A 24,929-nucleotide genomic window follows, 5' to 3' on the forward strand; every position below is an offset into this window, starting at 1 on the left:
TGCTGGTTGCATATACAGTATCATGGTGACTCAGTTGAATCATGTCCGCCCGGCAGGCGCTGCAATGAGTGGTAATCAGATAAGCTCAAGGAATTCCACTATCGGACAGCGAGGCTCAGATGCGTCAAAACACCCATAGCACCCTGATTGGCTATCTTCTGTGGATTTTCGGCTTTCTAGGATCGCACCGCTTCTACTACGGCAAGCCGATCACCGGCACCATCTGGTTCTTCACGCTCGGGTTGTTTTTCGTCGGTTGGATCATCGACCTGTTTCTGATCCCGTCGATGGACCGTGAAGCCGACCTGCGCTTTCAGCCTGGCCCGATCGACTACACCGTCGCCTGGATTCTGCTGACATTCCTGGGTGTATTCGGCGTACACCGGATGTACCAGGGCAAGTGGATTACCGGGCTGATCTATCTTTGTACGGGTGGGCTGTTTTTCATCGGCATCCTTTATGACTTCTGGACGCTCAATAGCCAGGTGTCGATGCAGAATATGGAAAAGCGCTTTGATCGTTGAGATCGTGCGCTGACCGTTCGCAGCCCTGCTCGGCTGCGAAAGGCTGGGTGAGCGATCTAGCCGAGGAAGGCAACTCGCCCGTCAACCAGGGTGTAGCGCACAGCTCCGGGCAGGCAATGCCCGATGAACGGGCAATTCCGGCCTTTAGAGTGCCAGCGCTCGCCGGCCAGGGTCGAACTGCTCGGGTCGAAAAGGACCAGATCTGCGGCTCCGCCAATCGACAGCCGGCCGGCTGGCAGCCGCAGCGCCGTGGCCGGGCCGCTGCTCAGGCGAGCCAGCAGGGTCGGTAGATCCAGTAGGCCATCTTCGACCAGCGTCAGTGCGAGAGGCAGGAGAATTTCGGCGCTGCTGATGCCCGCCTCGGTCTCGCCGAAAGGGGCCTGCTTGGCGTCGGCTTCATGCGGTTGATGGTGGCTCGAGATCACCGAGATGACGCCACTCTTGACCGCCTGGCGAAGGCCTTCACGGTCAGCGGCACTGCGCAGAGGCGGCTGTACATGGTAGAGACTGGAAAAGCCGTGCAGCGCTTCGTCGGTGAGGATCAGCTGATACATCGCCACATCAGCGGTGACTGGTAGGCCGCGAGCCTGCGCATCGGCAATCATCTGCGCGCCGCGGGCAGTGGTGAGTTGGCTGAAGTGTGCACGCACACCGGCTTGCTCCACCAGCAGCAGGTTACGCGCCAGGGCAATGGTTTCCGCTGTTTCGGGAATTCCGGCCAGGCCGAGAAAGGCCGCCGCCGGGCCTTCATGGGCCAAACCACCCTCTGCCAGATCGCTGTCCTGTGAATGGATGACGACCGTGAGGTCAAATGTGGCGGCGTATTCCAGTGCTCGGCCCAGGTTGCGATTGCTGGTGAAGTTGGCCAGGCCGTTGCCGAAGGCGACGCAGCCCGCGTCTCGTAGCGCGACCAGTTCCGACAGCTGCTCGCCGGCCAGATTGCGCGTCAACGCGCCGACTGGAAAGACCTTGGCATGACCGGACTCGCGGGCGCGATCGAGGATCAGTTCAGCTACTGCTGCAGTGTCCAGTACAGGCTTGGTCTGCGGTGGGCAGCACAGGCTGGTGATGCCGCCGGCCGTTGCCGCGAGCGTTTCGCTGGCGATGCTGCCCTTGCGGCTGTAGCCAGGCTCACGAAGCGCTACCGATAGGTCGACCAGGCCAGGCGCTGCGACCAGGCCTCGTGCGTCAATGGTTTGGGCGGCGTTGAAGCCTGCCGGGGCTTGGCCGAACGCAGCAATCTTGCCGTCCTGGCAGTAAATATCAGTGACTTCGTCGCGCCCGCTGGCCGGGTCGATCAGGCGAGCACCGAGGATGTGGGTAGGCATCAATTCTGCTCCTCGGCTGCATATTCCTGTTCAAGTTGCCGCTGTGCGGTCTGTCCGCTCATCGCCATGGACAGCACCGCCATTCGAATCGCGATGCCATAGGTGACCTGGTTGAGAATGACCGACTGGGCACCATCCGCCACCGCGGACTCGATCTCAACGCCGCGGTTGATCGGGCCGGGATGCATGACGATGGCGTCCGGCTTGGCCAGCCCCATACGCTGAGTAGTGAGTCCATAGAGCCGATAGAACTCGCCTTCGCTGGGCAGCAGCCCTCCCTGCATGCGTTCACGTTGCAAGCGCAGCATGATCACCACGTCGACGTCGCGCAGGCCTTCGTTCATATCGTGGTAAACGCTCACGCCATACTGCTCCAGGCCGACGGGTAGCAGTGTCTTTGGGCCGATGACACGAATGTCCGGGCAGCCCAGTGTTTTCAGCGCGAGCATATTGGAGCGGGCTACCCGCGAATGCAGAATGTCGCCGACGATGGCCACTGAAAGCTTTTCGAAGTCGCCCTTATGCCGGCGAATGGTGAGCATGTCGAGCATGCCCTGGGTCGGGTGCGCATGGCGCCCATCGCCGCCGTTTATGACCGCTACATCCGGGCAGACGTGTTCTGCAATGAAGTGCGCGGCGCCGGAATCCGCGTGACGGACGACGAACATGTCGGCGGCCATCGCCTCGAGGTTGCGCAGGGTATCGGTGAGTGTTTCGCCCTTACTGGTCGAGGAGGTCGAGACGTTCAGGGTGATCACGTCCGCCGACAGCCGCTTGGCCGCCAGCTCGAAGGTGGTGCGAGTGCGTGTGGAGTTTTCGAAGAATACGTTGCAAACGGTTTTGCCTCGCAATAGCGGGACTTTCTTCACCGCTCTGGCGCCGACCTCGAGGAACGAGTCGGCGGTGTCGAGGATTTCGGTAAGTAGCGCGCGGGGTAGTCCATCCAGCGAGAGAAAATGGCGCAACTGTCCATGGTCGTTCAGCTGGAGTGGGCGCTTGGCGTCGGTTGGCGTCATCGCGAGGGTCTCAATTGGCGGAGGCGAGGGTCTGGAACTCGAGCGTTAGCGGGGTTGGGCCAAGCAATTTCACCCGTTGGTCAGGCGCCAGTGAGAGTGTCGCGCCAACTACGTCTGGCCGGATTGGCAGCTCGCGGGCGTTGAGGTCGAGCAGGCATACCAGGCTGACGCTGGCGGGTCGACCATAATCGAACAGCTCGTTGAGCGCGGCGCGAATGGTGCGACCACTCATCAGTACATCATCGACCAGTACCAGATGTTGCCCTTCGATTTCGAACGGCAGCTCCGAGGGGCGGACCTGGGGATGCAGGCCATTCTGGGTGAAATCGTCGCGGTAGAAGGAGACATCCAGAATTCCCAGCGCCTCGTTCTTGTTCCGCCGTTCAAGCAGCGCCTGGGCGACCCAGACGCCGCCCGTGCGGATGCCGATGAAGCGAGGTTCGCTGACGGCGCGGCTGTTCAGGTGTCGGTCCAGAGCGGAAGCCATTTCCGGGAGCAGCTGGTCGGGGTTGGGCAGGGTCATGATTTCTCCTGGGACCGCTTCAGGCGGTTTGCTGGGCACTCAGCCAGCCTTCGAGTAAAAGAGCGGCGGCCAGCGCATCGACAGGGCGTTCACGGTAACCGCCGCTCTGACCGCCACGCAGGCGTTCGCCTTTGGCTTCGTATGTCGTGAGGCGCTCGTCATGGGTATGCACTGGCAGGTTGAAGCGACCGTTGAGGCGGCGGGCAAACTTCTCAGCACGAGCGCTCATCTCACTGGCACTGCCGTCCATGTTTAAAGGCAGGCCGACCACTAGTGCATCCGGTTGCCACTCACGCAGCAGTGCCTCGATTTGTGACCAGTCGGGTATGCCATTTTGCGCTTTGAGCACGCAAAGCTCGCGTGCCTGACCGGTGATCGCCTGTCCAACGGCGACACCGATCTGCTTGGTGCCGTAGTCGAAGCCGAGCAGCAGACGCAGCGCGCTCATGCGTGGCCGACCTGGCTGCTGAGCAATCTAAGGTCGACCCCTAGCGATGCGGCAGCGGCAGTCAAACGCTGATCATAGGGCAGGTCGAAAAGAATCTCTGGCTGCGCCTGGCAGCTGAGCCAGGCGTTTTCGGCCAGCTCCGCTTCCAGTTGGCCAGGTTCCCAGCCCGCATAGCCGAGGGCAATCAGATGCTGCTTGGGGCCGTAGCCGTCGGCGATGGCGAAGAGGACGTCCTGGGACGTCGTCACTCCGAGCGGGCCTAGATCGAGCGTTGCCTGGAATTGGGCGTCGGCCGGATGCAGCACGAAGCCTCGATCGGTCTGGACCGGGCCGCCCGAAAAAATCGTCAGATGCTGGGTGCTGACATCGCCTGGCTGATCCGGGCGGAGTTGCTCAAGGATGTCCGTCAGGTTCAATCCGCTCGGACGATTAACAATAAGCCCCATCGCGCCGTCCCGGTTGTGCTCCACCAGATAGATCAATGTCTGGGCAAAATTGGGGTCCGCCATATGCGGCATGGCGATCAGAAAGTGATGCTTGAGGTAGCTGGGTGAGGTCGCGTTCATGGGTGCTAGCTTAAGCGTTGCGGGCTGGGCCGTGAAGCAGCCGCGCTAGATACCGTGGCCGATGCGGCGCGGACGTCTCTTGTCAGCGGCTTGACAGACGGTCGCCGCGCTCGAACCGCCAGGTTCTGATGATCTCGACCTGATCGAAGTTCTGCGCCAGCTCACCGGAAAAAGGGGCAAAAGGTGCGGCAAGCCTGACAATGCGCATAGCGGCCTGGTCGAGCATCGGCTGGCCTGACGATTCGAGTACTCGAAGCTCCTGTACCGCACCGTTTCGGTCAACGACCACCAGCATGCGCAGGCTGCCGTAGATACGTTGACGGCGCGCCTCGTCGGGGTAGTTCAGATTGCCGATGCGTTCGACTTTCTTGCGCCATTCGTCCCGGTACCAGGCGCTGATGTCGCGCATGGTGGCTGCACTGTTCTGACGACTGACGCGAGGCCGCTTGGCATATTGCTCGACCTGTTGGGCGAGTTCGGCTTCAAGGCTGGCGATTTCCGCGCTGAGCTGCGAACTGTCATAGACGGGAGCCGGCTGCGCCTGCGGCTGCGGCTTGTTCTTTTGTGGTTTTGCCGGTGTCTTGTCCGGCTGGGGTGCGCGGGTTGCTACGGCTGTCTTTGGCGCCTCGCTAGGGCTGCTAGGCGGTGGCGACGAAGCGGGCGACACCTTGCGCACCTGGGTATCCTGGAACGGTGCTTGCTCGGTTGTTTTCGGCGAGGCCTTATGCTCCAGCGTGCCGCTGCCTTGCTGATTGTCCTGAGCCAGGAAATCTGCTTCCTTTGGCTTGTCTTCGCTTTTAAACGTGGACAAGGTGATTTCCAGCGATTTGCTGGTCTGCTTCGGTTCGGAGAGCGTGAAGCCGAGCCCTAGAATGAGGGCACCATGAAGCGCGGCTGCGAGAAATATCGTAAAGCCGAGACGGTCTGCCGGACGGACACCGGTAGCGGCAAGAGAGGGCTGGCGGGTAGCGGCGTTCATCGCATTTCAGTCGGCTTGAAGTGCGCGCAGTCTGCCCAGCGTGACCGTAAAAGTCTATGAACCAGGCGGCAGCTTTGGTGGGTAGGCGTGGCGATGGGTCGCCCCAAACACAGGGGGCGTTCGGTGGAGAGGCGGTCGGCTAGGCCAACCGCATTGCCACTAAACGTTGGGTCTGCTCAATTTTGCAGCGATAGCGTCCATCAGGCGCTCGCCGATGCGGGTATCGAACGCATTGTCGATCTCACGAATGCAGGTCGGGCTGGTAATGTTGATCTCGGTAAGGAAATCACCGATCACGTCCAGTCCGACGAAAAGCAGCCCGCGTTTGCGTAGCTCTGGCCCGACAATCGCGGCGATCTCCTTGTCACGCTCAGAAAGTGGCTGGGCGACGCCGCGTCCGCCGGCGGCAAGATTGCCCCGTGTTTCGCCCGCTGCTGGAATGCGCGCTAGGCAATAGGGCACCGGCTCGCCATCAATCATCAAGATGCGCTTGTCGCCCTCATTGATGGCCGGTATGTAACGCTGCGCCATAATCTGGCGACTACCGTGCTCGGTCAGTACTTCGAGAATCACGGAAAGGTTCGGGTCGCCTTCGCGGTGGCGGAAAATCGATGCGCCACCCATTTCATCCAGCGGTTTGAGAATGATGTCACGCTGCTCGCGAGCAAACTCCCGCAGAATGTCGGACCGCCGACTGACAAGGGTCGGTGGGGTGCATTGCGGAAACTGGGTGGCAAAGAATTTCTCGTTGCAATCGCGCAGGCTCTGCGGGCGATTCACCACCAGCGTGCCGGCCTGCTCGGCAAGCTCCAGCAAGTAGGTGGCATAGACATACTCGCTATTGAAGGGCGGGTCTTTGCGCATCAGGATGACATTGAGATCGGCAAGAGCGCTGTCGATCTCCTCCCCTGTTTCGTACCAGCGCTGGGGGTCGTTGAAGACCTGGATCGGGCGCATGCGGGCCCGTGCCTCGCCGGCAAGCTGGTAAAGATCGCGCTGTTCCATGTAATAGATCGTCCAGCCGCGGTCCTGGGCTGCCAGCAGCATGGCCAGTGAGCTGTCTTTCTTGAATGCGATCTGCGCGATTGGGTCCATGATGATCCCGACGCGAACAGTCATGTGGTGGTCTCCAACGAGGGGCAGCAGGAGCTGCCAGAGGCTTGAAATACCGACGCAGATTGGCCGCGGTTGTGCGCTGGGTCAAGGAAAATCCCGCTGCTCCGGCGGCAGATAGCTTGCATTTGAGGAGTGTGCTAAAAAGGTCCGGCGATTGGGTGCAGCCCATCGATGACAGGGCCTCCGGCGCACTGACATAACGATAAACTACGACTCACCGAGGCGATGGTAGGGCGAAATGGAACAGCACTCCGAGGGCTTGAAGGTCATGGTGATCGACGATTCGAAAACGATTCGTCGCACCGCCGAAACGCTACTGAAGAAAGTAGGTTGTGATGTGATCACGGCGGTGGATGGCTTCGATGCGCTCGCCAAGATCGCGGATAGTCACCCGCGCATCATCTTCGTCGATATCATGATGCCCAGGCTGGATGGTTATCAGACCTGCGCGCTGATCAAGAACAATAGTTCTTTCAAGTCCACGCCGGTGATCATGCTGTCCTCGAAGGATGGTTTGTTTGACAAGGCCAAGGGGCGGATCGTGGGGTCGGACCAGTACCTCACCAAGCCGTTCAGCAAAGAAGAATTGCTCGGTGCTATCAAGGCACATGTGCCGGATTTTGCACCGGTTGAGCAAGTATCCTGAAGTCCGGCCCTGTGTGCCGCTGAAGCCTTTCCCACGGAGAAACCATGGCTCGCGTTCTGATTGTTGATGACTCGCCGACCGAGATGTACAAGCTGACAGCCATGCTGGAAAAGCATGGACACGTCGTGCTCAAGGCCGAAAACGGTGCCGATGGCGTAGCGCTTGCGCGCCAGGAGAAACCGGACGCGGTTTTGATGGATATCGTAATGCCCGGCCTGAACGGTTTTCAGGCAACTCGCCAACTGACCAAAGATGCTGAAACCAGTCACATTCCGGTGATCATTGTGACCACCAAGGATCAGGAAACCGATAAGGTCTGGGGCAAGCGTCAAGGTGCCAAAGATTACCTGACCAAGCCGGTGGACGAAGCGACACTGCTGAAGACCCTGAGCGCCGTACTTACCGGTTAATCGACGATTTCGGGATTCGGACAAAGGAAGTTGCAGCATGTCGGATACGCCTTCGCCTTTTCAGCGACTCTTGGAGATCGACAGCCGTTGTAGGGCTTTGGCTGCCGGACTGCCGTCGCAGCAAGAAGCTGTCCAGACATGGGCGGGTATAGGTTTCCGGATGGGTGGCCGACTGTTTGTTGCCCCGATGGGGGAGGTTGGCGAAATACTCCACGAGCCGCGCTACACCTTGCTCCCCGGAGTGAAAGCCTGGGTGAAAGGGGTTGCCAACGTCCGCGGCAGGCTTTTGCCTATCATGGATCTGTGCGGTTATCTAGGACTGGAGTTATCGCCGCTACGCAAGCAGCGGCGCGTGCTGGTGGTGGACCATCAGGAAGTGTTTGCGGGATTGACGGTCGATGAAGTGTTCGGCATGCAGCATTTTCCGGTAGATGCTTTTTCCGAACAGCTGCCTCCTGTCGAGGCATCGATTCAACCATTCATTCACGGTGTTTTTCAGCGTGAGCAGCCCTGGCTGGTCTTCAGTCCGCACGCGCTTGCCGCGCACCAGAAATTCCTGGACGTGGCGTATTGATTTAGGTGGGGTCGGCTGATGCCGGCCTTTTGGTTCTTGGAAGGAAACGTACGGGTGGTCCAGGCGGGGGCCGGAAAAAATGAAAAAAATGAACGCGAATGCATTGTTGGCAGGTGTACGTAGCAATACGTTGATTGCTGGCCTGTTTATCCTCTTGATCGTGTCGATGGTGCTGCTGTTCGTGAACTTTGCGTACATCAATACACAGGCCGACTATGATAACGAATACGTTGGACACGCAGGTGAGCTGCGAGTTCTCTCCCAGCGCATTGCGAAGAACGCGGTTGAGGCGGCCACTGGTACTCCCGAAGCATTTGACTCCCTGAAAGATGCTCGCAATGACTTCAGCGAACGTTGGAGCTATTTGTCCGTTGGTGATGAGCGCATTGGACTACCAGCGGTGCCGGAGTCGCTTCAGTCTGAGGTGACGGCGGTGCAGCAGGATTGGGATACGCTGCGGCAGAATACTGATGCGATTCTTGCGAGCGAACAAACCGTACTGTCCTTGCACCAGGTTGCTGCGACCCTCGCCGAAACCATCCCCCAGCTTCAGGTTGAGTATGAGGAGGTCGTGGACATCCTTCTCGAAAGTGGTGCCCCAGCCGCTCAGGTTTCAGTAGCGCAGCGTCAATCGCTGCTCGCCGAACGTATTCTGGGTTCGGTCAACAAGGTACTTTCCGGCGACCAGGACTCAGTGCAGGCTGCAGACATGTTTGGTCGTGACGCCAGCCTGTTCGGTCGCGTCCTCAGCGCCATGCTCGAAGGCAACGAAGCCATGGGGATCACCCGGGTGAGCGACGTCGAAGCATTGGATCGGCTGGCGGCGATCTCTGAGCTGTTCCAGTTCGTGTCCGGATCAGTGGATGAGATTCTGGAAACCTCACCGGAACTGTTCCAGGTGCGTGAGTCATCGAACAGTATTTTCGAGGTCTCGCAGACCCTGCTCGACAAAACGTCCGAACTGACCCAAGGGCTTCAAAATCGTGCCGAAGCCCGTTACGTCAATACACTAGCAGGCTATGTCCTTGGTGCATTGGCACTGGCTTCAATTCTGTTGATCGGCCTGGTCATGGTCCAGGTTACGCGTCGTCGATTGAGCGAAACCGCGGAAAAGAACGAGCGCAACCAGACAGCGATTTTGCGTCTGCTCGACGAAATCGGCGATCTGGCTGACGGTGACCTGACGGTAGCCGCCACGGTTACCGAAGACTTCACCGGCGCCATCGCCGACTCGATCAACTATTCCATCGACCAGTTGCGTGACTTGGTTGAGACGATCAACCAGACCGCCGTACAGGTCTCTGGTGCGGCCCAGGAAACCCAGGCGACTGCAATGCATCTGGCCGAGGCATCCGAGCATCAGGCTCAGGAAATTGCCGGTGCATCGGCAGCGATCAACGAAATGGCGGTGTCGATTGACCAGGTATCGGCCAACGCTGCCGAATCCTCGGCGGTAGCCGAGCGCTCGGTAGCGATCGCAAACAAGGGCAACGAGGTGGTGCATAACACCATCACCGGCATGGATAACATTCGGGAGCAGATTCAGGACACCTCCAAGCGAATCAAGCGTCTCGGTGAGTCCTCCCAGGAGATCGGGGATATCGTTAGCTTGATTAACGACATCGCAGACCAGACCAACATCCTCGCATTGAACGCTGCGATTCAGGCCTCCATGGCAGGTGATGCCGGTCGAGGCTTCGCAGTAGTTGCGGACGAAGTACAGCGCCTTGCGGAGCGATCCTCTGCTGCAACTAAGCAGATCGAAGCCCTGGTGAAAACGATTCAGACCGACACGAACGAAGCGGTTATCTCGATGGAGCAGACTACTTCCGAAGTGGTTCGAGGTGCACGTCTGGCCCAGGACGCCGGGGTTGCTCTGGAGGAAATCGAAAAGGTATCCAAGAGCCTCGCGGCGCTTATACAGAACATTTCCAACGCGGCTCGCCAGCAGGCGTCTTCGGCTGGTCATATTTCCAACACCATGAACGTGATTCAGGAAATTACTTCGCAAACCTCCTCGGGCACCACCGCTACTGCGAGGAGCATTGGTAACCTCGCCAAGATGGCCAATGAAATGCGGCATTCGGTGTCCGGCTTTACCCTGCCGGAAGCGCAGGATCAGGCCTGATTGGAGAACGCGGCGGCCTGAGATGGCCCGCTGTGGAAGTTCATGGATAAGGGGCAGGGCATGCAGCCAGGTGTTGATTGGTCACTGAGACCCTTGGCTGATATGTCAGCGGCGGAATTCAATGACTGGCAGGCCCTGCTCGAAGAGCGCTCCGGTATGGTCGTGACCGAGCAGCGTCGGGCCTTTCTTCAGACCAATCTGAGCAGCCGCATGCGCGAAGTCGGGGCGCTGGACTACGCGAGTTATTACCGCCAGGTCACTGACGGCCCCCGCGGTGCTGTGGAATGGTCCACCCTGATGGACCGCCTGACGGTGCAGGAGACTCGCTTTTTCCGTCACCCGCCGTCGTTTGCAGCGCTTTCCGATTACATAAAGGGGCGTGTCGAGTCGCGAAGCGCTGCTCACCCCTGGTCGCTGTGGAGCGTTGGTTGCGCAAGCGGCGAGGAAACATACTCCTTGGCGATTTGTACCGCAGAGGCGCTTGCGTGCGCTGGCGGCGAAACACAGTTTGGTGTGATAGGAACCGATATCAGTCTCAGCGCGTTGAGCCGTTCTCGCGAGGGCCTTTACGGTCTTCGTCGGCTCGAGCAGCTGGACCCCGACCTACGCGAGCGGTATTTCCAACCACTGGCGGGTGATCGTTTCCGAGTAGTGCCCAGCCTGGCAGCACGGGTGTGCTTTGCCCGACTTAACGTGCTGGAGCTGGCCGGTGCGCCAATGTCCGATGTGGACGTCATTTTTTGTCAGAACCTGTTGATTTACTTCCGCCGCTGGCGCCGCCGCGAAATCCTCAATCGTCTTGTCGAGCGCCTGGCGCCGGGAGGATTGCTGGTTATTGGTGCGGGCGAGGTTGTCGGTTGGCAGCACCCGGATCTGGTTCCGGTGGCTGATAGTCAGGTTCTGGCCTTTACCCGGAAATGTTTATGAGCGGAGTCGCTATGGGTGATCGGCACGATTATGTCGCCCTGGAGTGGGTGAAAGGCGAAATTGCCGAAACGCTGAAGCAGGCACGGCAGGCCTTGGAAGCGTTCGTCGAAAACCCGCAAGACTCGACGCGGATGCGCTTCTGTCTGACCTACGTGCATCAGGTGCTCGGCACCTTGCAGATGGTTGAGTTTTATGGCGCTGCACTGCTTGCCGAGGAAATGGAGCAGCTCGCCCGTGCGCTGTTGGATGAAAGCGTCGCCAGCCAGACCGAGGCGCTTGAAGTGCTCATGCAGGCGATTCTGCAGATGCCGGTTTATCTGGATCGCATCCAGAGTGCGCGGCGCGATCTACCCATGGTCGTGTTGCCGCTGCTTAACGATCTTCGGGCGGCGCGTGGCGAGAAGCTGTTATCGGAAACCAGCCTGTTTTCGCCAAATATGTCCGCGCGGGCGCCGGCCCTGTCGGGCGAGTTTTTGGCGCAGCGACAGACCGACGATCTGCCGAGTTTGCTACGAAAGCTACGGCAGATGTTGCAGGTCGCGTTGGTTGGGGTCATTCGCAACCAGGATCTACCTACCAACCTAAGCTATATGGCGCGAGTCTTCGCGCGTCTGGAAATGCTCTGTAAGGATGCGCCGTTGGGCGCGCTGTGGCAGATCGCATCCGGCGTGGTTGAGGGGCTCGCCAGTGGCGCTGTCGCTAATGGCACCACGGTTCGGAACCTGTTACGGCAGGTAGACAAAGAGCTGAAGCGTCTGGTCACTCAGGGCGCAGAGGGCATCAATCAGGCCGCTCCTGACGAGCTGACCAAGAATCTGCTGTTTTATATCGCCAAGGCGCCGGCTCAGTCGCCCCGCATCCAGGCCTTGAAAGCTGAGTACAGTCTGGATGATGCGTTGCCCGACAGCACGCTAGTCGACGAAGAGCGGGCTCAGCTGGCCGGGCCGGACCGCGGCGCCATGCGCTCGGTTGTGGCCGCATTGTGTGAGGAGCTGGTTCGGGTCAAGGACAGCCTGGACCTCTTTGTACGTAGCGACCGTCTGGGACTCACTGAGCTTGGCGCGCTGCAGCCTCCGCTCAAGCAGATTGCCGATACGCTCGCCGTGCTCGGTTTCGGTCAACCACGCCGGATCATTCTAGAGCAGATCAGCCTGGTCGAAGCCTTGGCCAATGGGCAGCAGCAGCCTGACGACGCTGCTTTGATGGATGTCGCGGGCGCCCTGCTGTACGTTGAGGCGACGCTCGCTGGCATGGTTGGGGGTACCGCAGCCGAGCATCGAGGCGAGGAGAGTCACCTCCCAACCACGGACGTCGGGCAGATCCATCGCCTGGTTATCCGAGAGGCGCGTACGGGCCTGGAACAGGCGAAAGACGCGATTATCGAGTTCATCGCCTCCCAATGGAATCATCAACATCTGGCACGTGTTCCGGAGTTGCTGACCCAATCCCGCGGCGGGCTCGCAATGGTTCCCCTTGCCCGCGCTGCGGCCTTGCTGGATGCCTGCAACCGCTACATACAAGAGCAATTGCTGGCGAAGCAGGCGATTCCAGATTGGCAAAGCCTGGATACGCTGGCTGATGCAATAACCAGCGTCGAGTACTACCTCGAGCGTCTCAGCGAAGACTGCGGCTCGCAGGGCGACCTGATTCTGGATGTCGCTGAAGAGAGTCTGCAGGCGTTGGGCTATCCGCTCAGTGAGCAGCCTTCTAGCGAGTTTGGAGAAGCCAGCCCTGAGGCGAGCGTCGAATCGTCGGATCCGCTCGATGACATCGAAGTGCTGCCTTCCGAGCCAGCGCTGGCCTCCGAGCCTACTGCCGAAATGCAGGAGCAGGCCTCGATACGATCAGATTTTCCGCCTTCCGAGCAGCATCTGGGAGCCGATACCGAGTGGGCCAACGAAGAAGCATTGGGCGTCGACGGTGTGGCGGAGGCTGATTCGTTCGATTGGTCAGGCGAAACTCTCGAACCGACCGAGTTGGAGTCTTTTCAGGCAGATGCTGCTGCGGCGGACGATGCGTCGCATGCTGCCGAAGGACAGCCTGCGGATGATTCGCCGGCCTACGAGCTGGAGTGGAGTGAAGCCGAGATGGCTGCGCTCGATATGCCTGAGGTCGTGCTGCCCGGCCCCATTGTCGATTCAGCTTCTGACGAGTCGGCTATGACCATGGAAGATGTCATGGCTACGCCTGTCGTCTCGGTCAACCCCCCAGCTCGGGATGTTCCGCCGAGCCTTCTGCCTCCGCCTGAAGGTGAGGAGGCGGTCGATGATGATTTGCTCGAAGTGTTCATCGAGGAAGCCGCCGAGGTGCTCGAAACTATCGCCGAGTACCTGCCACGTTGGTGTGAGGATCCTTCTGACAAGGGGTTCCTCGGCGAGGTGCGGCGCGCCTTCCATACTCTCAAGGGCAGCGGGCGCATGGTCCGTGCACTGATCATTGGCGAGCTCGCCTGGTCAGTCGAAAACCTGCTCAATCGGGTCCTTGATCGCAGCATTGACGTAGGCGAGCCTGTCAAGCAACTGGTACGTGACGTAGTGGCTCTGATGCCAACCCTAGTCGAAGAGTTTGCAGCTAGGGCACAACGCCAGCGCGACGATGTCGATCGGTTGGCAGCCAACGCTCACGCCTTGGCCAAAGGTGAGTTGCCTGAACCTGACCCTCAGGGCAGAGTCGCGATTGACCAGCCGGCCCAGGAAGAGGTGATTGACGAAGTACTGGATCCGCAGTTGCTGGAGATATTCCGCAACGAGGCAGAAGCGCATCTTGCCACGCTCGTTGACTTTCTCGCCGATTGCGCGCAACGCCTGCCGCAACCAGTTACCGACCCTTTGCAGCGCGCGCTACATACCCTCAAGGGGAGCGCGCACATGGCCGGGATACTTCCGATGGCGGAGATCGCCACGCCATTGGAAAGAATGGTCAAGGAATTCAAGGCCAACCTGATACAGATGGATCTGGCTGAGGCCGAACTGTTACATACCGCAGAGCAGCTGCTCAGGCGAGGGCTGGAAAATCTTGAGCGTGAGCCGCTGGCAACGATCGAGGGAGCAGAAGATTTCATCGCCAGCGTGCATGCGCTGCATCAGGCACGGCTGGCGCACGCTGGCGAGCGTGGCGATACAGAACAGGGTGAGCCACGCGATCCAGGCATGATTGCGATGTTTCTCTCCGAGGGCATGAACATCCTGCTCGACGCCGAAGCGCTTCTGCAGAGCTGGCGCGAACATCCTGCCGAGCGGCAGGAGCTGACGGCGCTGTTGGAAGAGTTGACGACGCTTGGTCTCGGCGCTCAGATGGCCGAGCTTCCGCAAATCGACACGCTGTGCCAGGTGTTACTCGACTTGTATGCGGTCGTGCAGGAAGGTCGTCTCGCAGTCAGTGCACGGTTCTTCGATGACGTTGAACAAGCTCACGAGGCGCTGGTTGGCATGATGGATCAGGTGGCGGCCGGTCTGCAGGTGACCGGACAGCCGGAGCTGGTGGCCCGGCTTGAACAGTTGCTGGCCGAAGCGATTGATCCGCTCACCTTTGAGCAACCGGCCGAAGAAAGCTCCATGGCGCCGTCTGCTGCGTTTGACTCAGTCGACGGTGCCAGACAGCCTCAAGCCGAAGCCGAAGCCGAAGCCGAAGCCGAAGCCGAAGCCGAAGCCGAAGCCGAAGCCGAAGCCGAAGCCGAAGCCGAAGCCGAAGCCGAAGCCCTGCTCGCCGAGCCTTTGTTGGGCCAGGACGAGCTAGACGAGGAAATGGTCGAGATCTTTCTTGACGAAGCTGTCGATCTGCTGGAAAGCGCTGGCGGTGCGCTGGAACGCTGGCTGGGAGACCCAGCCAATCAGTTGGCGTTATCGGCCTTGCTGCGTGACCTGCATACCCTCAAAGGCGGCGCGCGGATGGCTGAAATTCGGCCGATTGGCGATCTCGCGCATGAGCTCGAAACCCTCTATGAAGGGCTTTCAGACGGCCGCTACGTGCATACGGATGATCTCGCCACGCTGCTCCTACGCAGCCACGATCAGCTGGCTATTCAACTTGAGCAACTCCAGGCGCACAAGCCAATGGATCCCGCTGCGCGGTTGATTGAGCATATTCGCGCTTACCGGCAAGGGATCGCACCGAGCTTCGACCCGGCTGTTTCGGCCGACGACGAAATGCAAATGGTTGACGAGGACCCGCAGAGGGCTGAGTCCGCTACTGATGACTCAGAGCAACTTGAAGCTGCGGAGAGGGCCGATTCCTTACTCGGGCTTGATACCGGCACCGATGAACCTGAGGTCGAACGTGCAGCGGGCGACGCCCTCCCGCTTGAAGCGTTGGACCAGCCAGTGGAGCAGGTCGTCGTAGAACTGCCCAAAGAGCCGGAGCCGGTCGAATCGCAGGATGCGACTTCGGCGACCGAGTCAGGCAAGGCAGGAGCCGGCAGCTGGGAAAACCGCGATCCAGAGCTGGTAGAGATCTTTCTAGAGGAAGGGTTTGACATCATCGAGCGCGCCGGAGCATCGCTTCAACGCTGGATCGATGATGTTGACAATAGTTTTGAGATCGAAGCGCTGCAACGGGATCTGCACACCCTGAAAGGCGGTGCGCGGATGGCGGACATACGCGAGATCGGCGATCTGGCCCACGAGCTGGAGTACCTCTACGAGGGACTGTGCGCCGGTCATTACCGCGCCAGTCCAACCTTGTTCGCCCTACTGCAAACATGCCATGACCGGCTCGCGGCGATGCTCGATGCCGTGCGCGCTTTCCGTGAGCTGCCGGACGGACAAGACCTGATCGCAACCATTCAGCGTTTTCGGGCGAACCCTGAAGAGCAATTGAGCATGCCCAGCAGCGTTGCGTTGAAGGCAGCGCAGGATGCCGCCCAAGACGCTGCCGAAGCCGAGATTCTCGATATTTTTGTCGAAGAAGCGGACGAGCTGTTGGAGGAAATGGAGTCCGCCCTCGGGCGCTGGGAAGCCACAGGTGATAGCGTCGCGCCCCTGGCCGACATGATGCGGGTGCTCCATACCCTGAAAGGTGGTGCGCGGCTGGCGGCTCAAGGTCGTCTGGGCGACATGGCACATGACCTGGAGCAACGTCTCAGTGAGGCGCAACTGCAAGGCGGCCCATGGACTGACAGCCTGTTTCTGGACGTGCAGGGCAGCTATGACGCATTGCTCAAAGAGGTCGAGTCGATGCGCTCGCGGCTTATAACTGAGCCCGATCTGGAGACAGACTCACAGCCGCAGGAAAATGCACAGGCCGAGCACACAAGCTCGTCCGTCATCGTGCTCGAAACGCCTATCGTGGCCGCCAGTGCCCAGGCTCCGATCAGCACCTCGCCGGCTAAGGTTCTGCCATTCATCCGGCGCGCCGAACAGGCTGCACTGGATGCTGCTTCACGCCGCGCACCGCAGGAACTGGTCAAGGTGCCTGCGGACCTTTTGGAGGGATTGGTCAACCTGGCGGGCGAAACATCAATTTTCCGCGGTCGGGTTGAGCAGCAGGTCAGCGACGTTGGCTTCACCCTGGGAGAGATGGAAGCCACTATCGAGCGGGTTCGCGACCAGTTGCGACGGCTGGACACCGAAACCCAGGCGCAGATTCTTAGCCGCTATCAGGCTGAGGCCGAGCGTGCAGGCTACGACGACTTCGATCCGCTGGAAATGGACCGGCATTCGCAGTTGCAGCAGCTGTCACGCGCACTGTTCGAGTCGGCATCGGACCTGCTGGATCTAAAGGAAACCCTGGCCGCGCGTAATCGCGACGCCGAAACCTTGCTGCTGCAGCAGGCGCGGGTCAACACGGAGCTGCAGGAAGGCCTCATGCGCACCCGCATGGTTCCCTTCGATCGGTTGGTGCCTCGTTTGCGCCGGATCGTTCGTCAGGTGGCTGGCGAGCTAGGCAAGCAGGTCGAGTTCCAGGTGGGCAATGCGACAGGTGAGATGGACCGCAGCGTACTCGAGCGCATCGTTGCGCCATTGGAGCATATGCTGCGCAACGCGGTTGACCACGGTATTGAAGCCGGCGCCAAGCGTGTCGCAGCAGGTAAGCCCGAGCAGGGCAACATTCGCCTGGACCTGAGCCGTGAAGGCGGGGATATCGTGCTGGCGTTGAGCGATGACGGTGCAGGCATCAACCTTGAAGCCGTTCGCCGCAAGGCGATCGAGCGCGGCTTGATGCAGCCCGGCATCGAACTGTCGGACCATGACGTGCTGCAGTTCATTCTCGAGGCCGGTTTCTCGACCGCCGAGCAAGTGACGCAGATATCCGGGCGTGGCGTCGGAATGGATGTTGTGCACTCCGAGGTCAAGCAGCTCGGGGGCTCCATGAGCATCGAGTCTACGCTTGGTAAAGGGACACGCTTCCTGATCCGCCTGCCATTCACTGTGTCGGTCAATCGGGCGCTGATGGTGTACTCCGGCGAGGACCTTTATGCGATTCCGCTGAACACGATCGAAGGTATCGTGCGTGTGTCGCCTTACGAACTCGAAGCCTATTACCAGCCTGGTGCTTCGCGCTTCGAGTATGCGGGACAGACCTATGAGTTGCGCTACCTAGGCGAGCTGCTTAACAACGGTCAGCGGCCAAAGCTGGTCGGGCAAAGCCTGCCATTACCGGTGATCCTGGTGCGTTCGAATGACCACAGTGTGGCGGTACAGGTCGATAGCCTTGCCGGCTCCCGAGAAATTGTGGTGAAGGGCTTGGGGCCGCAATTTGCCACCGTGCCCGGTATTTCCGGTGCGACCATCCTCGGTGATGGCCGGGTGGTGGTGATTCTCGATCTGCTCGCAACCATCCGTGTTCTGCATGCGCATCTGCTCACCCAGCAGCAACCATTGCGCCTGCTCGGCGAAGACGAGCCGGGCGATATTGAAGTCGATCGGCCGACGCTGGTGATGGTCGTTGACGATTCGGTGACTGTGCGCAAGGTCACCAGCCGCCTCCTCGAGCGGAACGGAATGAACGTGCTGACGGCCAAGGATGGTGTCGACGCAATCACGCAGCTGCAGGAGCGCAAGCCGGACATCATCTTGCTCGATATCGAGATGCCGCGGATGGACGGTTTCGAAGTAGCCACGCTGGTGCGCCACGATGAGCATCTGAAGGATCTGCCCATCATCATGATTACCTCGCGAACCGGCGAAAAGCACAGGGATAGGGCCATGGCCATCGGTGTGAACGAGTACCTTGGAAAGCCTTATCAGGAATCGCTGCTACTCGAGACAATCCAGAAGTTGGTTCCGCGTCATGAGTGAAGTCAGCGCCGCCCGTATCGGTGTGATCGCAGACACTTCGTTGCAGCGCCATGTGCTGCAGCAGGCCTTGAGTGCCAATGGTTACAACGTCGTGCTCAACTGCGACCCGGCGCGGATTGAGGAATCAGACCTGGTGGCAGCGCAAGCCGACCTGTGGCTGGTTGATCTGGCGCAGACGGAGGATTCCCCGCTGGTTAATGCCTTGCTCGAGCGGGACAGCTGTCCGGTTTTGTTTGGCGAGGGGCACGCGCCGGAGCGTCACTCCGAACATTATCCGCGCTGGGAACGGCGCATGTTTGGCAAGCTGAAGCGGTTGGTTGGCGACCCTTCTCGAGTTGTGGGCCCACGTCTTGAGGTTCTGCGTGGAGAAGCGGAACGTGCCACCCGCCTTGCGTTGCCTGGCACGCTGCTGGCTGCGGCTGATTCGATCGCCGGGGAACCTGCCCGCGAAGTATGGCTACTGGCGGCATCGCTGGGCGGGCCAGAGGCGGTAAAGGCTTTTCTTGATGCGCTGCCGGTGGGGCTGCCGGTTGGCTTCGTCTACGCCCAGCATATCGAGGCAAGCTTCGAATCGGCCCTATCGCAAGCGGTGGGGCGCCACAGTCAGTGGAGCGTTAATCAAAGTCGTGCAAACGACTCGATACGTTGCGGTGAGGTGGTCGTGGCGCCTATCAGCGAGGAGATGGGGTTCGGCAAGGACGGCGTCATGCTGCTCCATGGGCGAAGCTGGCCCGAGCCCTATAGTCCATCCATCGATCAGATGATGCTTAATCTGGCTCAGCAGTTCGGTGATCGTTGTGGTGTTATCGCATTCAGCGGCATGGGCAGCGATGGCAATGCCGCAGCCGCCTATGTTTTACGTCAGGGCGGCAGGGTCTGGACCCAACGAGCCGACTCTTGCGTCTGCTCGAGCATGCCCGACAGCCTCCGCGAGGGTGGCTATAGCTCGCTCAGCGGTGACCCTCGCGAGCTGGCTCAGGCCTTGGTCAATCATTTTGCGCAACAGGCCAGCCAGCCTGTTGCGGCATTGCAACTGGATAACCTATGAGTCAAGCCGCTATCACTCAGGATACCTCTGCCAGCCTAACCGGGCTTCTGGTCCCCTTAGCCGACCGAATGTTGCTAGTGCCAAACGTCGCGGTAGCCGAGCTCATTCCTTATCGCGCTCCGCAGTCGGCGCAAGGCACCCCGTCCTGGTTCCTCGGGCAGGTGTCGTGGCGAGACCTCACATTGCCGCTGCTGTCGTTCGAGGCGGCATCGGACGGTCAACCCAACACTGGGTCGGGTTCTCGCGTAGCCGTGCTAAACGCCCTGGGTGGGCGTGACCATGTGAAGTTCATCGCTTTGCTGGTTCAGGGGATCCCGCGCTCGGTCAAGGTTGACCCAAACCTGGCACGCTCGGACGTCCCGTTGGCCCCCTTGGAGTTGGATGCAGTCAACCTTGGCGATGTTCAGGCGCGCATACCGGACCTTATCGCGCTGGAGCAGAAACTGGCGGACGCCGGCCTGATCTGAGTCGGGACATTGCGGTCGTCCGGCCGTCAGGTCGATTGCTGTGTTTTTCCGCTCAGGCGTCAGGCTGGAAATCACCCCAGAGTTGCTGCGCGATACTAAGTGCCACTACCGGGGCGGTTTCTGTGCGCAATACTCGTGGTCCGAGTCGGGCCGGTTGAAATCCGGCATTGCGCGCCAGTTCGACTTCGGCCTCATTCAAGCCGCCTTCGGGACCAATGAGAAACGCTAATGTAGCCGGTGGCCGATGCGAGGATAGCGGCTCAGCTACCGGGTGCAGGACCAGTTTCAGCTCCGCGTCCAGCTCCAGCCAATCCTGCAGTGGCATTGGTGGGTGAATGGTCGGGACGACCGAACGTCCACACTGTTCGCATGCGCTTATGGCGATCTGGCGCCAGTGCGCCAAGCGCTTATCGGCTCGTTCGTCATTCAGCCGTACCTCACAGCGCTCGCTGACGATTGGCGTGATTTCCGCAGCGCCCAATTCTGTCGCTTTCTGAATGGCCCAATCCATACGCTCGCCGCGCGACAGCCCTTGGCCCAGGTGGATCTTCAGCTTTGATTCGGGCAAGCCAGGGCGCTGCTCATGCAGTCGGACCTTCACATGCTTCTTGCCCACCTCCACCAGTTCGCCGCAGAACTCCTGGCCGCTGCCGTCGAACAGCTGCACTCCAGCGCCGACGGGCAGTCGCAGAACCCGGCTGAGGTAATGCGCTGAAGCTTCCGGTAGCTCGCATGTACCAAGTGAGAGAGGCGTGTCGATGAAGAGTCGGGATATGCGCATCGGAAAGCTACGGTCGAAGGTTGGGGCGGCAGTTTATAGCGTCGGCCGTGGACCCTGAAGCCCACAGCCTGTGTCGGTGCTAGCCGGGATCGTGGAATGTGCTGGGCGCACCGGGTGCCAGAGCAACGCTGATCGCCGCGCGTGTCGCAATATCGATGCCTTCGGTAGCCACGTCGGCAAGAAAGTCGATCTGTTCCTCGGTGATGGTATAGGGCGGCAGAAAGTACACTACGCTGCCCAGCGGGCGTAACAATGCGCCACGTTGCAGGGCGTGCTGGTAGACCTTCAAGCCGCGGCGTTCCTGCCAGGGATAGGGAGTTTTGCTGGCTTTGTGCTGCACCATCTCGATGGCAACGGCCATGCCGGTCTGGCGCACCTCGGCCACGTTCGGGTGATCGCTCAGGTGTGCAGTGGCCTTGGCCATGCGGGCTGCCAACACTCTGTTGGCCTCTAGGATGTTGTCCTGCTCGAAGATGTCGAGGGTGGCCAACGCCGCCGCGCAGGCCAGGGGATTGCCGGTATAGGTGTGCGAATGGAGAAACGCTCGTAAGGTCGAGTAATCGTCATAGAACGCCTGGTACAGCTTGTCGGTGGTCAACACTGCGGCCATAGGCAGGTAGCCGCCGGTCAATGCCTTTGACAGACAAAGGAAGTCAGGTGTGATCCCGGCTTGCTCGCAGGCGAACATGGTGCCGGTGCGGCCGAAGCCTACCGCAATCTCATCATGGATGAGATGCACCTCGTACCGGTCACAGGCCTCTCGCAGCAGCTTGAGGTAGATCGGGTGGTACATGCGCATGCCGCCTGCGCCCTGGATCAGGGGCTCGACGATCACCGCCGCAATGTCGTCATGGTGCTCGGCCAGGGTTTGCTCCATATGGGCGAACATGGTGCGCGAATGCTCTTCCCAGCTCACGCCTTCTGGACGCAGGTAGCAATCCGGGCTCGGTACCTTAAACGTGTCCAGCAAGAGCGGCTTATAGGTGTCGGTGAACAGCGCTACATCGCCTACTGACATGGCGGCAACGGTTTCGCCGTGGTAGCTGTTGGTCAGGGTGACGAACCGCTGCTTGCTTGGGCGTCCGACATTGCGCCAGTAGTGGAAGCTCATCTTCAGCGCGACTTCAATGCCGGTCGATCCATTATCGGTGTAGAACACCCGATCGAGCCCGGCAGGCGTGATGTTGACCAGCCGCTCCGACAGTTCAACCACCGGCTGGTGGCTGAAGCCGGCAAGCATGACGTGTTCGAGCTGATCAAGCTGGTCTTTGATGCGTTGATTGATGCGCGGGTTGGCGTGCCCGAATACATTGACCCACCAGGAGCTGACGGCGTCCAGATAGCGTTTCCCATCGAAATCCTCAAGCCACACGCCCTCGCCGCGCCGGATTGGAATCAGAGGAAGCTGCTCGTGATCTTTCATCTGAGTGCAGGGGTGCCAGAGCACGGACAGGTCACGCTGCATCCAGCTGTCATTCAGGCTCATCGTTGCTCCTTGGTATAGACATCGGCGCAGCCTAGCAGAAACCGCGCGGCGGTCCGTTCAGTGAAAGCGGACCTATCTACCGGGTCGATATTTTGAAACGAAAAAATGCGATTCATTTCGATCTGTTAGCCGTTAGGCTAAGCGCGTTAATCAGCTCGGGACTTAGCAATGCAATGGCGAAACTCTTCCACTAACTACGGTCTGGTCAGCATCACGATGCATTGGCTGGTAGCGGTTGCCGTAGTCGGCCTGTTTGCGTTGGGTTATTGGATGGTCGGGCTGACCTATTACAGCAGCTGGTACCGCACGGCGCCGGATATCCACAAAAGTATCGGCTTGCTCTTGCTGGCCCTGATGATTCTGCGCGTCACCTGGCGCTTCCTTAGCAGCGGCCCAGCGCCACTTGCTAGCCACGGCCGATTGACGCGGTTGGCGACCAAGGCGGGTCACGGTGTGCTCTACCTTGGCCTGTTCGCAGTGATGATTTCGGGCTACCTCATTTCCACGGCAGACGGCCGCAGCATTAGCGTGTTCGGCTGGTTCGAAGTGCCTGCGCTGATCACCTCGATTCCGGATCAGGAAGACATAGCCGGACTGATCCACGAATACCTCGCCTGGGGACTGGTGATTTTCTCCGGTCTGCATGCCCTGGCGGCTCTGAAGCACCATTTCATCGATCGCGATCCGACGCTCAAGCGAATGTTCGGACGCGCCGATGCCTGACAAACCTCGAAAGGAGTATTCCATGTTGAAGAAAAGCTTCGCTGCACTGGCCCTGGGCTCGATGATGCTTGCTGGCCAGGCGTTTGCCGCTGACTACGCGATCGACACCAAAGGCCAGCACGCCTTCGTTAACTTCAAGATCAGCCACCTGGGTTATAGCTGGCTTTGGGGCTCCTTCAGGGAGTTCGACGGCAGCTTCAGCTTCGATGCCGCGAAGCCTGAAGCAAGCAGCGTGAAGGTAACGCTGAAGACGGACAGCGTCTTTTCCAACCATGCCGAGCGTGACAAGCATCTGCGCAGCGAGGATTTCCTGAACGTGTCTGAGCACCCAACGGCGACGTTCGCGTCCACCTCGGTCAAGCCGACTGGTGACGGTACTGCAGATATCACGGGCGATCTGACCCTAAACGGCGTCACCAAGCCGGTGGTCATTGCGGCTAAGTTCCTCGGCGAAGGCAAGGACCCATGGGGCGGCTACCGTGCAGGCTTTGAAGGCACGACGACGCTCAAGTTGAAAGACTTCGATATCAAAATGGATCTTGGCCCGGCTTCGCAGTCAGTTGATCTGATCATCTCGGTCGAAGGCATCCGCCAGTAATCGACAATAGTCACCAGGCGCCGGCGTAAGCCGGCGTTCTGCTTTTTGTGCGGTGGTCAGAGCCGCGTAAAGGCATCTTGCAGGCGTTGCTTGGCAGCATTGGTGTCAGCGCAATAGCCCGTCGGAGACGCAATCGCCTGTTTACAAACACTACTGCATGTAAGTATATTCGCCGCATTCTGCCATTCGAGTCTGCCCAGGCTGTTCTGCTCTAGGGCCATTTGTTCAATGAGGTCACTCCCGATGCTGATCAAACCAGCCAGTGCTGTTCTGATTCCACTTTTCGTCGCCGTAGCACTGCTCAGCGGTTGTCAGGACGAACAAGCGGCGGCGCCGGCAGGGAAGCCGGCCCCTCAGGTTGGCATCGTGACACTCGGAGCTGAGCCGTTCGAACTGACAACGGAGCTGCCGGGCCGAACAACAGCCTTCCGCGTTGCCGAGGTCCGGCCGCAGGTCAGCGGCATCATTCAGAAGCGCCTGTTCACAGAAGGGAGCGAAGTAAAGAAGGGCCAGCAGCTCTATCAGATCGATCCGGCCGTATACGAGGCCACCCTGAAAAGTGCTCAGGCGCGGCTGGCATCGGCCAAGTCGCTCTCTGATCGCTATGCGCTGCTGGTCAAGGAACAGGCGGTGAGCCAGCAAGCCCATGATGAGGCTCGGGCTGCGTCCCTGCAGGCCCAGGCCGAGCTGGAACGGGCGAAAATCGATGTTCGCTATACCAAAGTACTTGCGCCCATCTCCGGGCGTATAGGCCGCTCCGCGGTGACGGAAGGGGCGTTGGTCAGCAATGGCCAGGCGCAGGAGTTAGCGACCATCCAGCAGCTCGATCCGATCTATGTCGACGTGACCCAGCCGGTACAGGACTTGATTGCGCTGCGGCGGGACCTGGAAAGCGGCCGGCTGCAGCAGGCCGGGGACAGCGCGGCCAAGGCCCGGCTGATCTTGCCGGACGGCTCCGAATATCCGCATGACGGTACGCTGGAGGTCTCCGAAGTGTCCGTGGACGAAGGCACGGGCTCGGTCACCATACGCGCCAAGTTCCCGAATCCTGAGAAAGAGCTGCTGCCTGGCATGTTCGTTCACGCGCGCTTGCCGGCTGGTGTTCGAGAGCAGGCATTGCTGGTGCCTCAACAGGGCGTTACCCGTGACGCGCGTGGTGAGCCGACGGCGATGGTTGTAGGCGCCGACAACAAGGTCGAACTGCGTCAGATCAAGACCGAGCGAGCAGTCGGTAATCGCTGGCTGGTGAGCGAAGGCTTGCAGCCAGGGGATCGCGTGATTACCGAAGGGCTGCAGTTCATTCGCCCAGGTGTCGAGGTCAATGCGCAGCCAGCCGGTAACGTCAAGCAGGCCGGGCAGAGCAATGGCCAGGCTGGCGCAGCCGCCGCTGGCCAAGAGGGATAACC

The 24,929-nt window shown here is 59.9% G+C and carries 21 protein-coding genes; 12 read left to right on the top strand and 9 right to left on the bottom strand.

Translation table 11 applies throughout. The features are described 5' to 3' along the window. The first annotated feature begins 119 nt into the window (after window positions 1-119). On the top strand, window positions 120-524 hold the full coding sequence (locus tag ACIGHL_RS14610) for an NINE protein (RefSeq protein ID WP_128120391.1): 405 nt from the start codon (window positions 120-122) through the stop codon (window positions 522-524). A gap of 56 nt (window positions 525-580) precedes the next feature. Here the strand turns inward: ACIGHL_RS14610 and ACIGHL_RS14615 are convergent, their stop codons facing one another. The 7 genes from ACIGHL_RS14615 to gshB form a co-directional block, all read right to left on the bottom strand. Next, the gene (locus ACIGHL_RS14615) at window positions 581-1,852 is read right to left on the bottom strand and encodes a dihydroorotase (RefSeq protein ID WP_128120390.1); all 1,272 of its coding nucleotides are present in this window, start codon (window positions 1,850-1,852) and stop codon (window positions 581-583) included. Beyond that, window positions 1,852-2,868 (bottom strand): aspartate carbamoyltransferase catalytic subunit, encoded by a 1,017-nt coding sequence (locus tag ACIGHL_RS14620; RefSeq protein ID WP_045423712.1) that lies wholly within the window; start codon window positions 2,866-2,868, stop codon window positions 1,852-1,854. The genes ACIGHL_RS14615 and ACIGHL_RS14620 overlap by 1 nt, the downstream gene beginning before the upstream one ends. A 10-nt stretch (window positions 2,869-2,878) precedes the next feature. Beyond that, window positions 2,879-3,391, bottom strand: coding sequence for a bifunctional pyr operon transcriptional regulator/uracil phosphoribosyltransferase PyrR (gene pyrR, locus ACIGHL_RS14625; RefSeq protein WP_128120389.1), 513 nt, complete (start codon window positions 3,389-3,391; stop codon window positions 2,879-2,881). Between the two features lie 19 nt (window positions 3,392-3,410). Further along, window positions 3,411-3,839 carry a Holliday junction resolvase RuvX gene (gene ruvX, locus ACIGHL_RS14630; protein WP_128120388.1) on the bottom strand — a complete coding sequence of 143 codons (429 nt, stop codon included), beginning with the start codon at window positions 3,837-3,839 and terminating at the stop codon, window positions 3,411-3,413. Further along, window positions 3,836-4,405, bottom strand: a complete 570-nt coding sequence (locus ACIGHL_RS14635; protein WP_128120387.1) for a YqgE/AlgH family protein — start codon at window positions 4,403-4,405, stop codon at window positions 3,836-3,838. Before ACIGHL_RS14635 ends, ruvX begins: the two co-directional genes overlap by 4 nt. 82 nt (window positions 4,406-4,487) lie before the next feature. Beyond that, window positions 4,488-5,384 (bottom strand): energy transducer TonB, encoded by an 897-nt coding sequence (locus ACIGHL_RS14640; RefSeq protein ID WP_128120386.1) that lies wholly within the window; start codon window positions 5,382-5,384, stop codon window positions 4,488-4,490. Window positions 5,385-5,543: 159 nt separating this feature from the next. Next, window positions 5,544-6,503, bottom strand: coding sequence for a glutathione synthase (gshB, locus tag ACIGHL_RS14645; protein ID WP_128120385.1), 960 nt, complete (start codon window positions 6,501-6,503; stop codon window positions 5,544-5,546). Window positions 6,504-6,738: 235 nt separating this feature from the next. Between gshB and pilG the strand changes: the two genes are divergently transcribed. From pilG to ACIGHL_RS14685, 8 genes are all read left to right on the top strand, one after another. Continuing rightward, window positions 6,739-7,146, top strand: coding sequence for a twitching motility response regulator PilG (pilG, locus tag ACIGHL_RS14650; RefSeq protein WP_019339789.1), 408 nt, complete (start codon window positions 6,739-6,741; stop codon window positions 7,144-7,146). 44 nt (window positions 7,147-7,190) lie between these two features. Then, on the top strand, window positions 7,191-7,556 hold the full coding sequence (pilH, locus tag ACIGHL_RS14655) for a twitching motility response regulator PilH (protein WP_102836674.1): 366 nt from the start codon (window positions 7,191-7,193) through the stop codon (window positions 7,554-7,556). A 37-nt stretch (window positions 7,557-7,593) separates the two neighbouring features. Continuing rightward, complete coding sequence (locus ACIGHL_RS14660; protein ID WP_045423728.1) at window positions 7,594-8,130, top strand: chemotaxis protein CheW; 537 nt, start codon at window positions 7,594-7,596, stop codon at window positions 8,128-8,130. A 79-nt stretch (window positions 8,131-8,209) separates the two neighbouring features. Continuing rightward, window positions 8,210-10,258 carry a methyl-accepting chemotaxis protein gene (locus ACIGHL_RS14665; RefSeq protein ID WP_128120384.1) on the top strand — a complete coding sequence of 683 codons (2,049 nt, stop codon included), beginning with the start codon at window positions 8,210-8,212 and terminating at the stop codon, window positions 10,256-10,258. Window positions 10,259-10,318: 60 nt separating this feature from the next. Further along, window positions 10,319-11,185, top strand: a complete 867-nt coding sequence (locus tag ACIGHL_RS14670; protein WP_128120497.1) for a CheR family methyltransferase — start codon at window positions 10,319-10,321, stop codon at window positions 11,183-11,185. Between the two features lie 11 nt (window positions 11,186-11,196). Beyond that, window positions 11,197-18,420: a hybrid sensor histidine kinase/response regulator gene (locus tag ACIGHL_RS14675; RefSeq protein ID WP_446697615.1), complete on the top strand. Its 7,224-nt coding sequence runs from the start codon at window positions 11,197-11,199 to the stop codon at window positions 18,418-18,420. Continuing rightward, window positions 18,413-19,468, top strand: a complete 1,056-nt coding sequence (locus ACIGHL_RS14680) for a chemotaxis protein CheB (RefSeq protein ID WP_128120383.1) — start codon at window positions 18,413-18,415, stop codon at window positions 19,466-19,468. Before ACIGHL_RS14675 ends, ACIGHL_RS14680 begins: the two co-directional genes overlap by 8 nt. After that, on the top strand, window positions 19,465-19,935 hold the full coding sequence (locus ACIGHL_RS14685) for a chemotaxis protein CheW (RefSeq protein WP_128120382.1): 471 nt from the start codon (window positions 19,465-19,467) through the stop codon (window positions 19,933-19,935). The genes ACIGHL_RS14680 and ACIGHL_RS14685 overlap by 4 nt, the downstream gene beginning before the upstream one ends. Window positions 19,936-19,987: 52 nt before the next feature. Here ACIGHL_RS14685 and ACIGHL_RS14690 read toward each other — a convergent pair whose 3' ends face one another. Both ACIGHL_RS14690 and ACIGHL_RS14695 read right to left on the bottom strand, forming a co-directional pair. Further along, window positions 19,988-20,716 (bottom strand): 16S rRNA (uracil(1498)-N(3))-methyltransferase, encoded by a 729-nt coding sequence (locus tag ACIGHL_RS14690; RefSeq protein ID WP_128120381.1) that lies wholly within the window; start codon window positions 20,714-20,716, stop codon window positions 19,988-19,990. Between the two features lie 79 nt (window positions 20,717-20,795). Then, complete coding sequence (locus tag ACIGHL_RS14695; protein WP_128120380.1) at window positions 20,796-22,202, bottom strand: adenosylmethionine--8-amino-7-oxononanoate transaminase; 1,407 nt, start codon at window positions 22,200-22,202, stop codon at window positions 20,796-20,798. A 168-nt stretch (window positions 22,203-22,370) separates the two neighbouring features. On the opposite strand from ACIGHL_RS14695, the gene ACIGHL_RS14700 reads away from it, so the two are divergent. From ACIGHL_RS14700 to ACIGHL_RS14710, 3 genes are all read left to right on the top strand, one after another. After that, window positions 22,371-22,925, top strand: a complete 555-nt coding sequence (locus ACIGHL_RS14700) for a cytochrome b (protein WP_045423743.1) — start codon at window positions 22,371-22,373, stop codon at window positions 22,923-22,925. Between the two features lie 22 nt (window positions 22,926-22,947). Then, on the top strand, window positions 22,948-23,523 hold the full coding sequence (locus tag ACIGHL_RS14705) for a YceI family protein (RefSeq protein ID WP_128120379.1): 576 nt from the start codon (window positions 22,948-22,950) through the stop codon (window positions 23,521-23,523). A 243-nt stretch (window positions 23,524-23,766) separates the two neighbouring features. Beyond that, the gene (locus ACIGHL_RS14710) at window positions 23,767-24,927 is read left to right on the top strand and encodes an efflux RND transporter periplasmic adaptor subunit (protein ID WP_064480813.1); all 1,161 of its coding nucleotides are present in this window, start codon (window positions 23,767-23,769) and stop codon (window positions 24,925-24,927) included. Window positions 24,928-24,929: the final 2 nt, after the last annotated feature.

Origin of the sequence: Pseudomonas sp. NPDC077451 (genome assembly GCF_044543345.1) — a bacterium.
Taxonomy (GTDB): Bacteria; Pseudomonadota; Gammaproteobacteria; order Pseudomonadales; family Pseudomonadaceae; genus Stutzerimonas.

Bases quoted from the DNA above. Each gene is read 5' to 3' on its own strand.
- ACIGHL_RS14660 (WP_045423728.1), top strand. From the start codon at position 7,594: ATGTCGGATACGCCTTCGCCTTTTCAGCGACTCTTGGAGATCGACAGC.
- gshB (WP_128120385.1), bottom strand. From the start codon at position 6,503: ATGACTGTTCGCGTCGGGATCATCATGGACCCAATCGCGCAGATCGCA.
- ACIGHL_RS14615 (WP_128120390.1), bottom strand. From the start codon at position 1,852: ATGCCTACCCACATCCTCGGTGCTCGCCTGATCGACCCGGCCAGCGGG.
- ACIGHL_RS14690 (WP_128120381.1), bottom strand. From the start codon at position 20,716: ATGCGCATATCCCGACTCTTCATCGACACGCCTCTCTCACTTGGTACA.
- ACIGHL_RS14670 (WP_128120497.1), top strand. From the start codon at position 10,319: ATGCAGCCAGGTGTTGATTGGTCACTGAGACCCTTGGCTGATATGTCA.
- ACIGHL_RS14710 (WP_064480813.1), top strand. From the start codon at position 23,767: ATGCTGATCAAACCAGCCAGTGCTGTTCTGATTCCACTTTTCGTCGCC.
- ACIGHL_RS14705 (WP_128120379.1), top strand. From the start codon at position 22,948: ATGTTGAAGAAAAGCTTCGCTGCACTGGCCCTGGGCTCGATGATGCTT.
- ACIGHL_RS14700 (WP_045423743.1), top strand. From the start codon at position 22,371: ATGCAATGGCGAAACTCTTCCACTAACTACGGTCTGGTCAGCATCACG.
- ACIGHL_RS14680 (WP_128120383.1), top strand. From the start codon at position 18,413: ATGAGTGAAGTCAGCGCCGCCCGTATCGGTGTGATCGCAGACACTTCG.
- pilG (WP_019339789.1), top strand. From the start codon at position 6,739: ATGGAACAGCACTCCGAGGGCTTGAAGGTCATGGTGATCGACGATTCG.
- ACIGHL_RS14665 (WP_128120384.1), top strand. From the start codon at position 8,210: ATGAAAAAAATGAACGCGAATGCATTGTTGGCAGGTGTACGTAGCAAT.
- ACIGHL_RS14685 (WP_128120382.1), top strand. From the start codon at position 19,465: ATGAGTCAAGCCGCTATCACTCAGGATACCTCTGCCAGCCTAACCGGG.
- ACIGHL_RS14635 (WP_128120387.1), bottom strand. From the start codon at position 4,405: ATGAACGCGACCTCACCCAGCTACCTCAAGCATCACTTTCTGATCGCC.
- ACIGHL_RS14640 (WP_128120386.1), bottom strand. From the start codon at position 5,384: ATGAACGCCGCTACCCGCCAGCCCTCTCTTGCCGCTACCGGTGTCCGT.
- ACIGHL_RS14675 (WP_446697615.1), top strand. From the start codon at position 11,197: ATGGGTGATCGGCACGATTATGTCGCCCTGGAGTGGGTGAAAGGCGAA.
- pyrR (WP_128120389.1), bottom strand. From the start codon at position 3,391: ATGACCCTGCCCAACCCCGACCAGCTGCTCCCGGAAATGGCTTCCGCT.
- ACIGHL_RS14695 (WP_128120380.1), bottom strand. From the start codon at position 22,202: ATGAGCCTGAATGACAGCTGGATGCAGCGTGACCTGTCCGTGCTCTGG.
- ACIGHL_RS14620 (WP_045423712.1), bottom strand. From the start codon at position 2,868: ATGACGCCAACCGACGCCAAGCGCCCACTCCAGCTGAACGACCATGGA.
- ACIGHL_RS14610 (WP_128120391.1), top strand. From the start codon at position 120: ATGCGTCAAAACACCCATAGCACCCTGATTGGCTATCTTCTGTGGATT.
- pilH (WP_102836674.1), top strand. From the start codon at position 7,191: ATGGCTCGCGTTCTGATTGTTGATGACTCGCCGACCGAGATGTACAAG.
- ruvX (WP_128120388.1), bottom strand. From the start codon at position 3,839: ATGAGCGCGCTGCGTCTGCTGCTCGGCTTCGACTACGGCACCAAGCAG.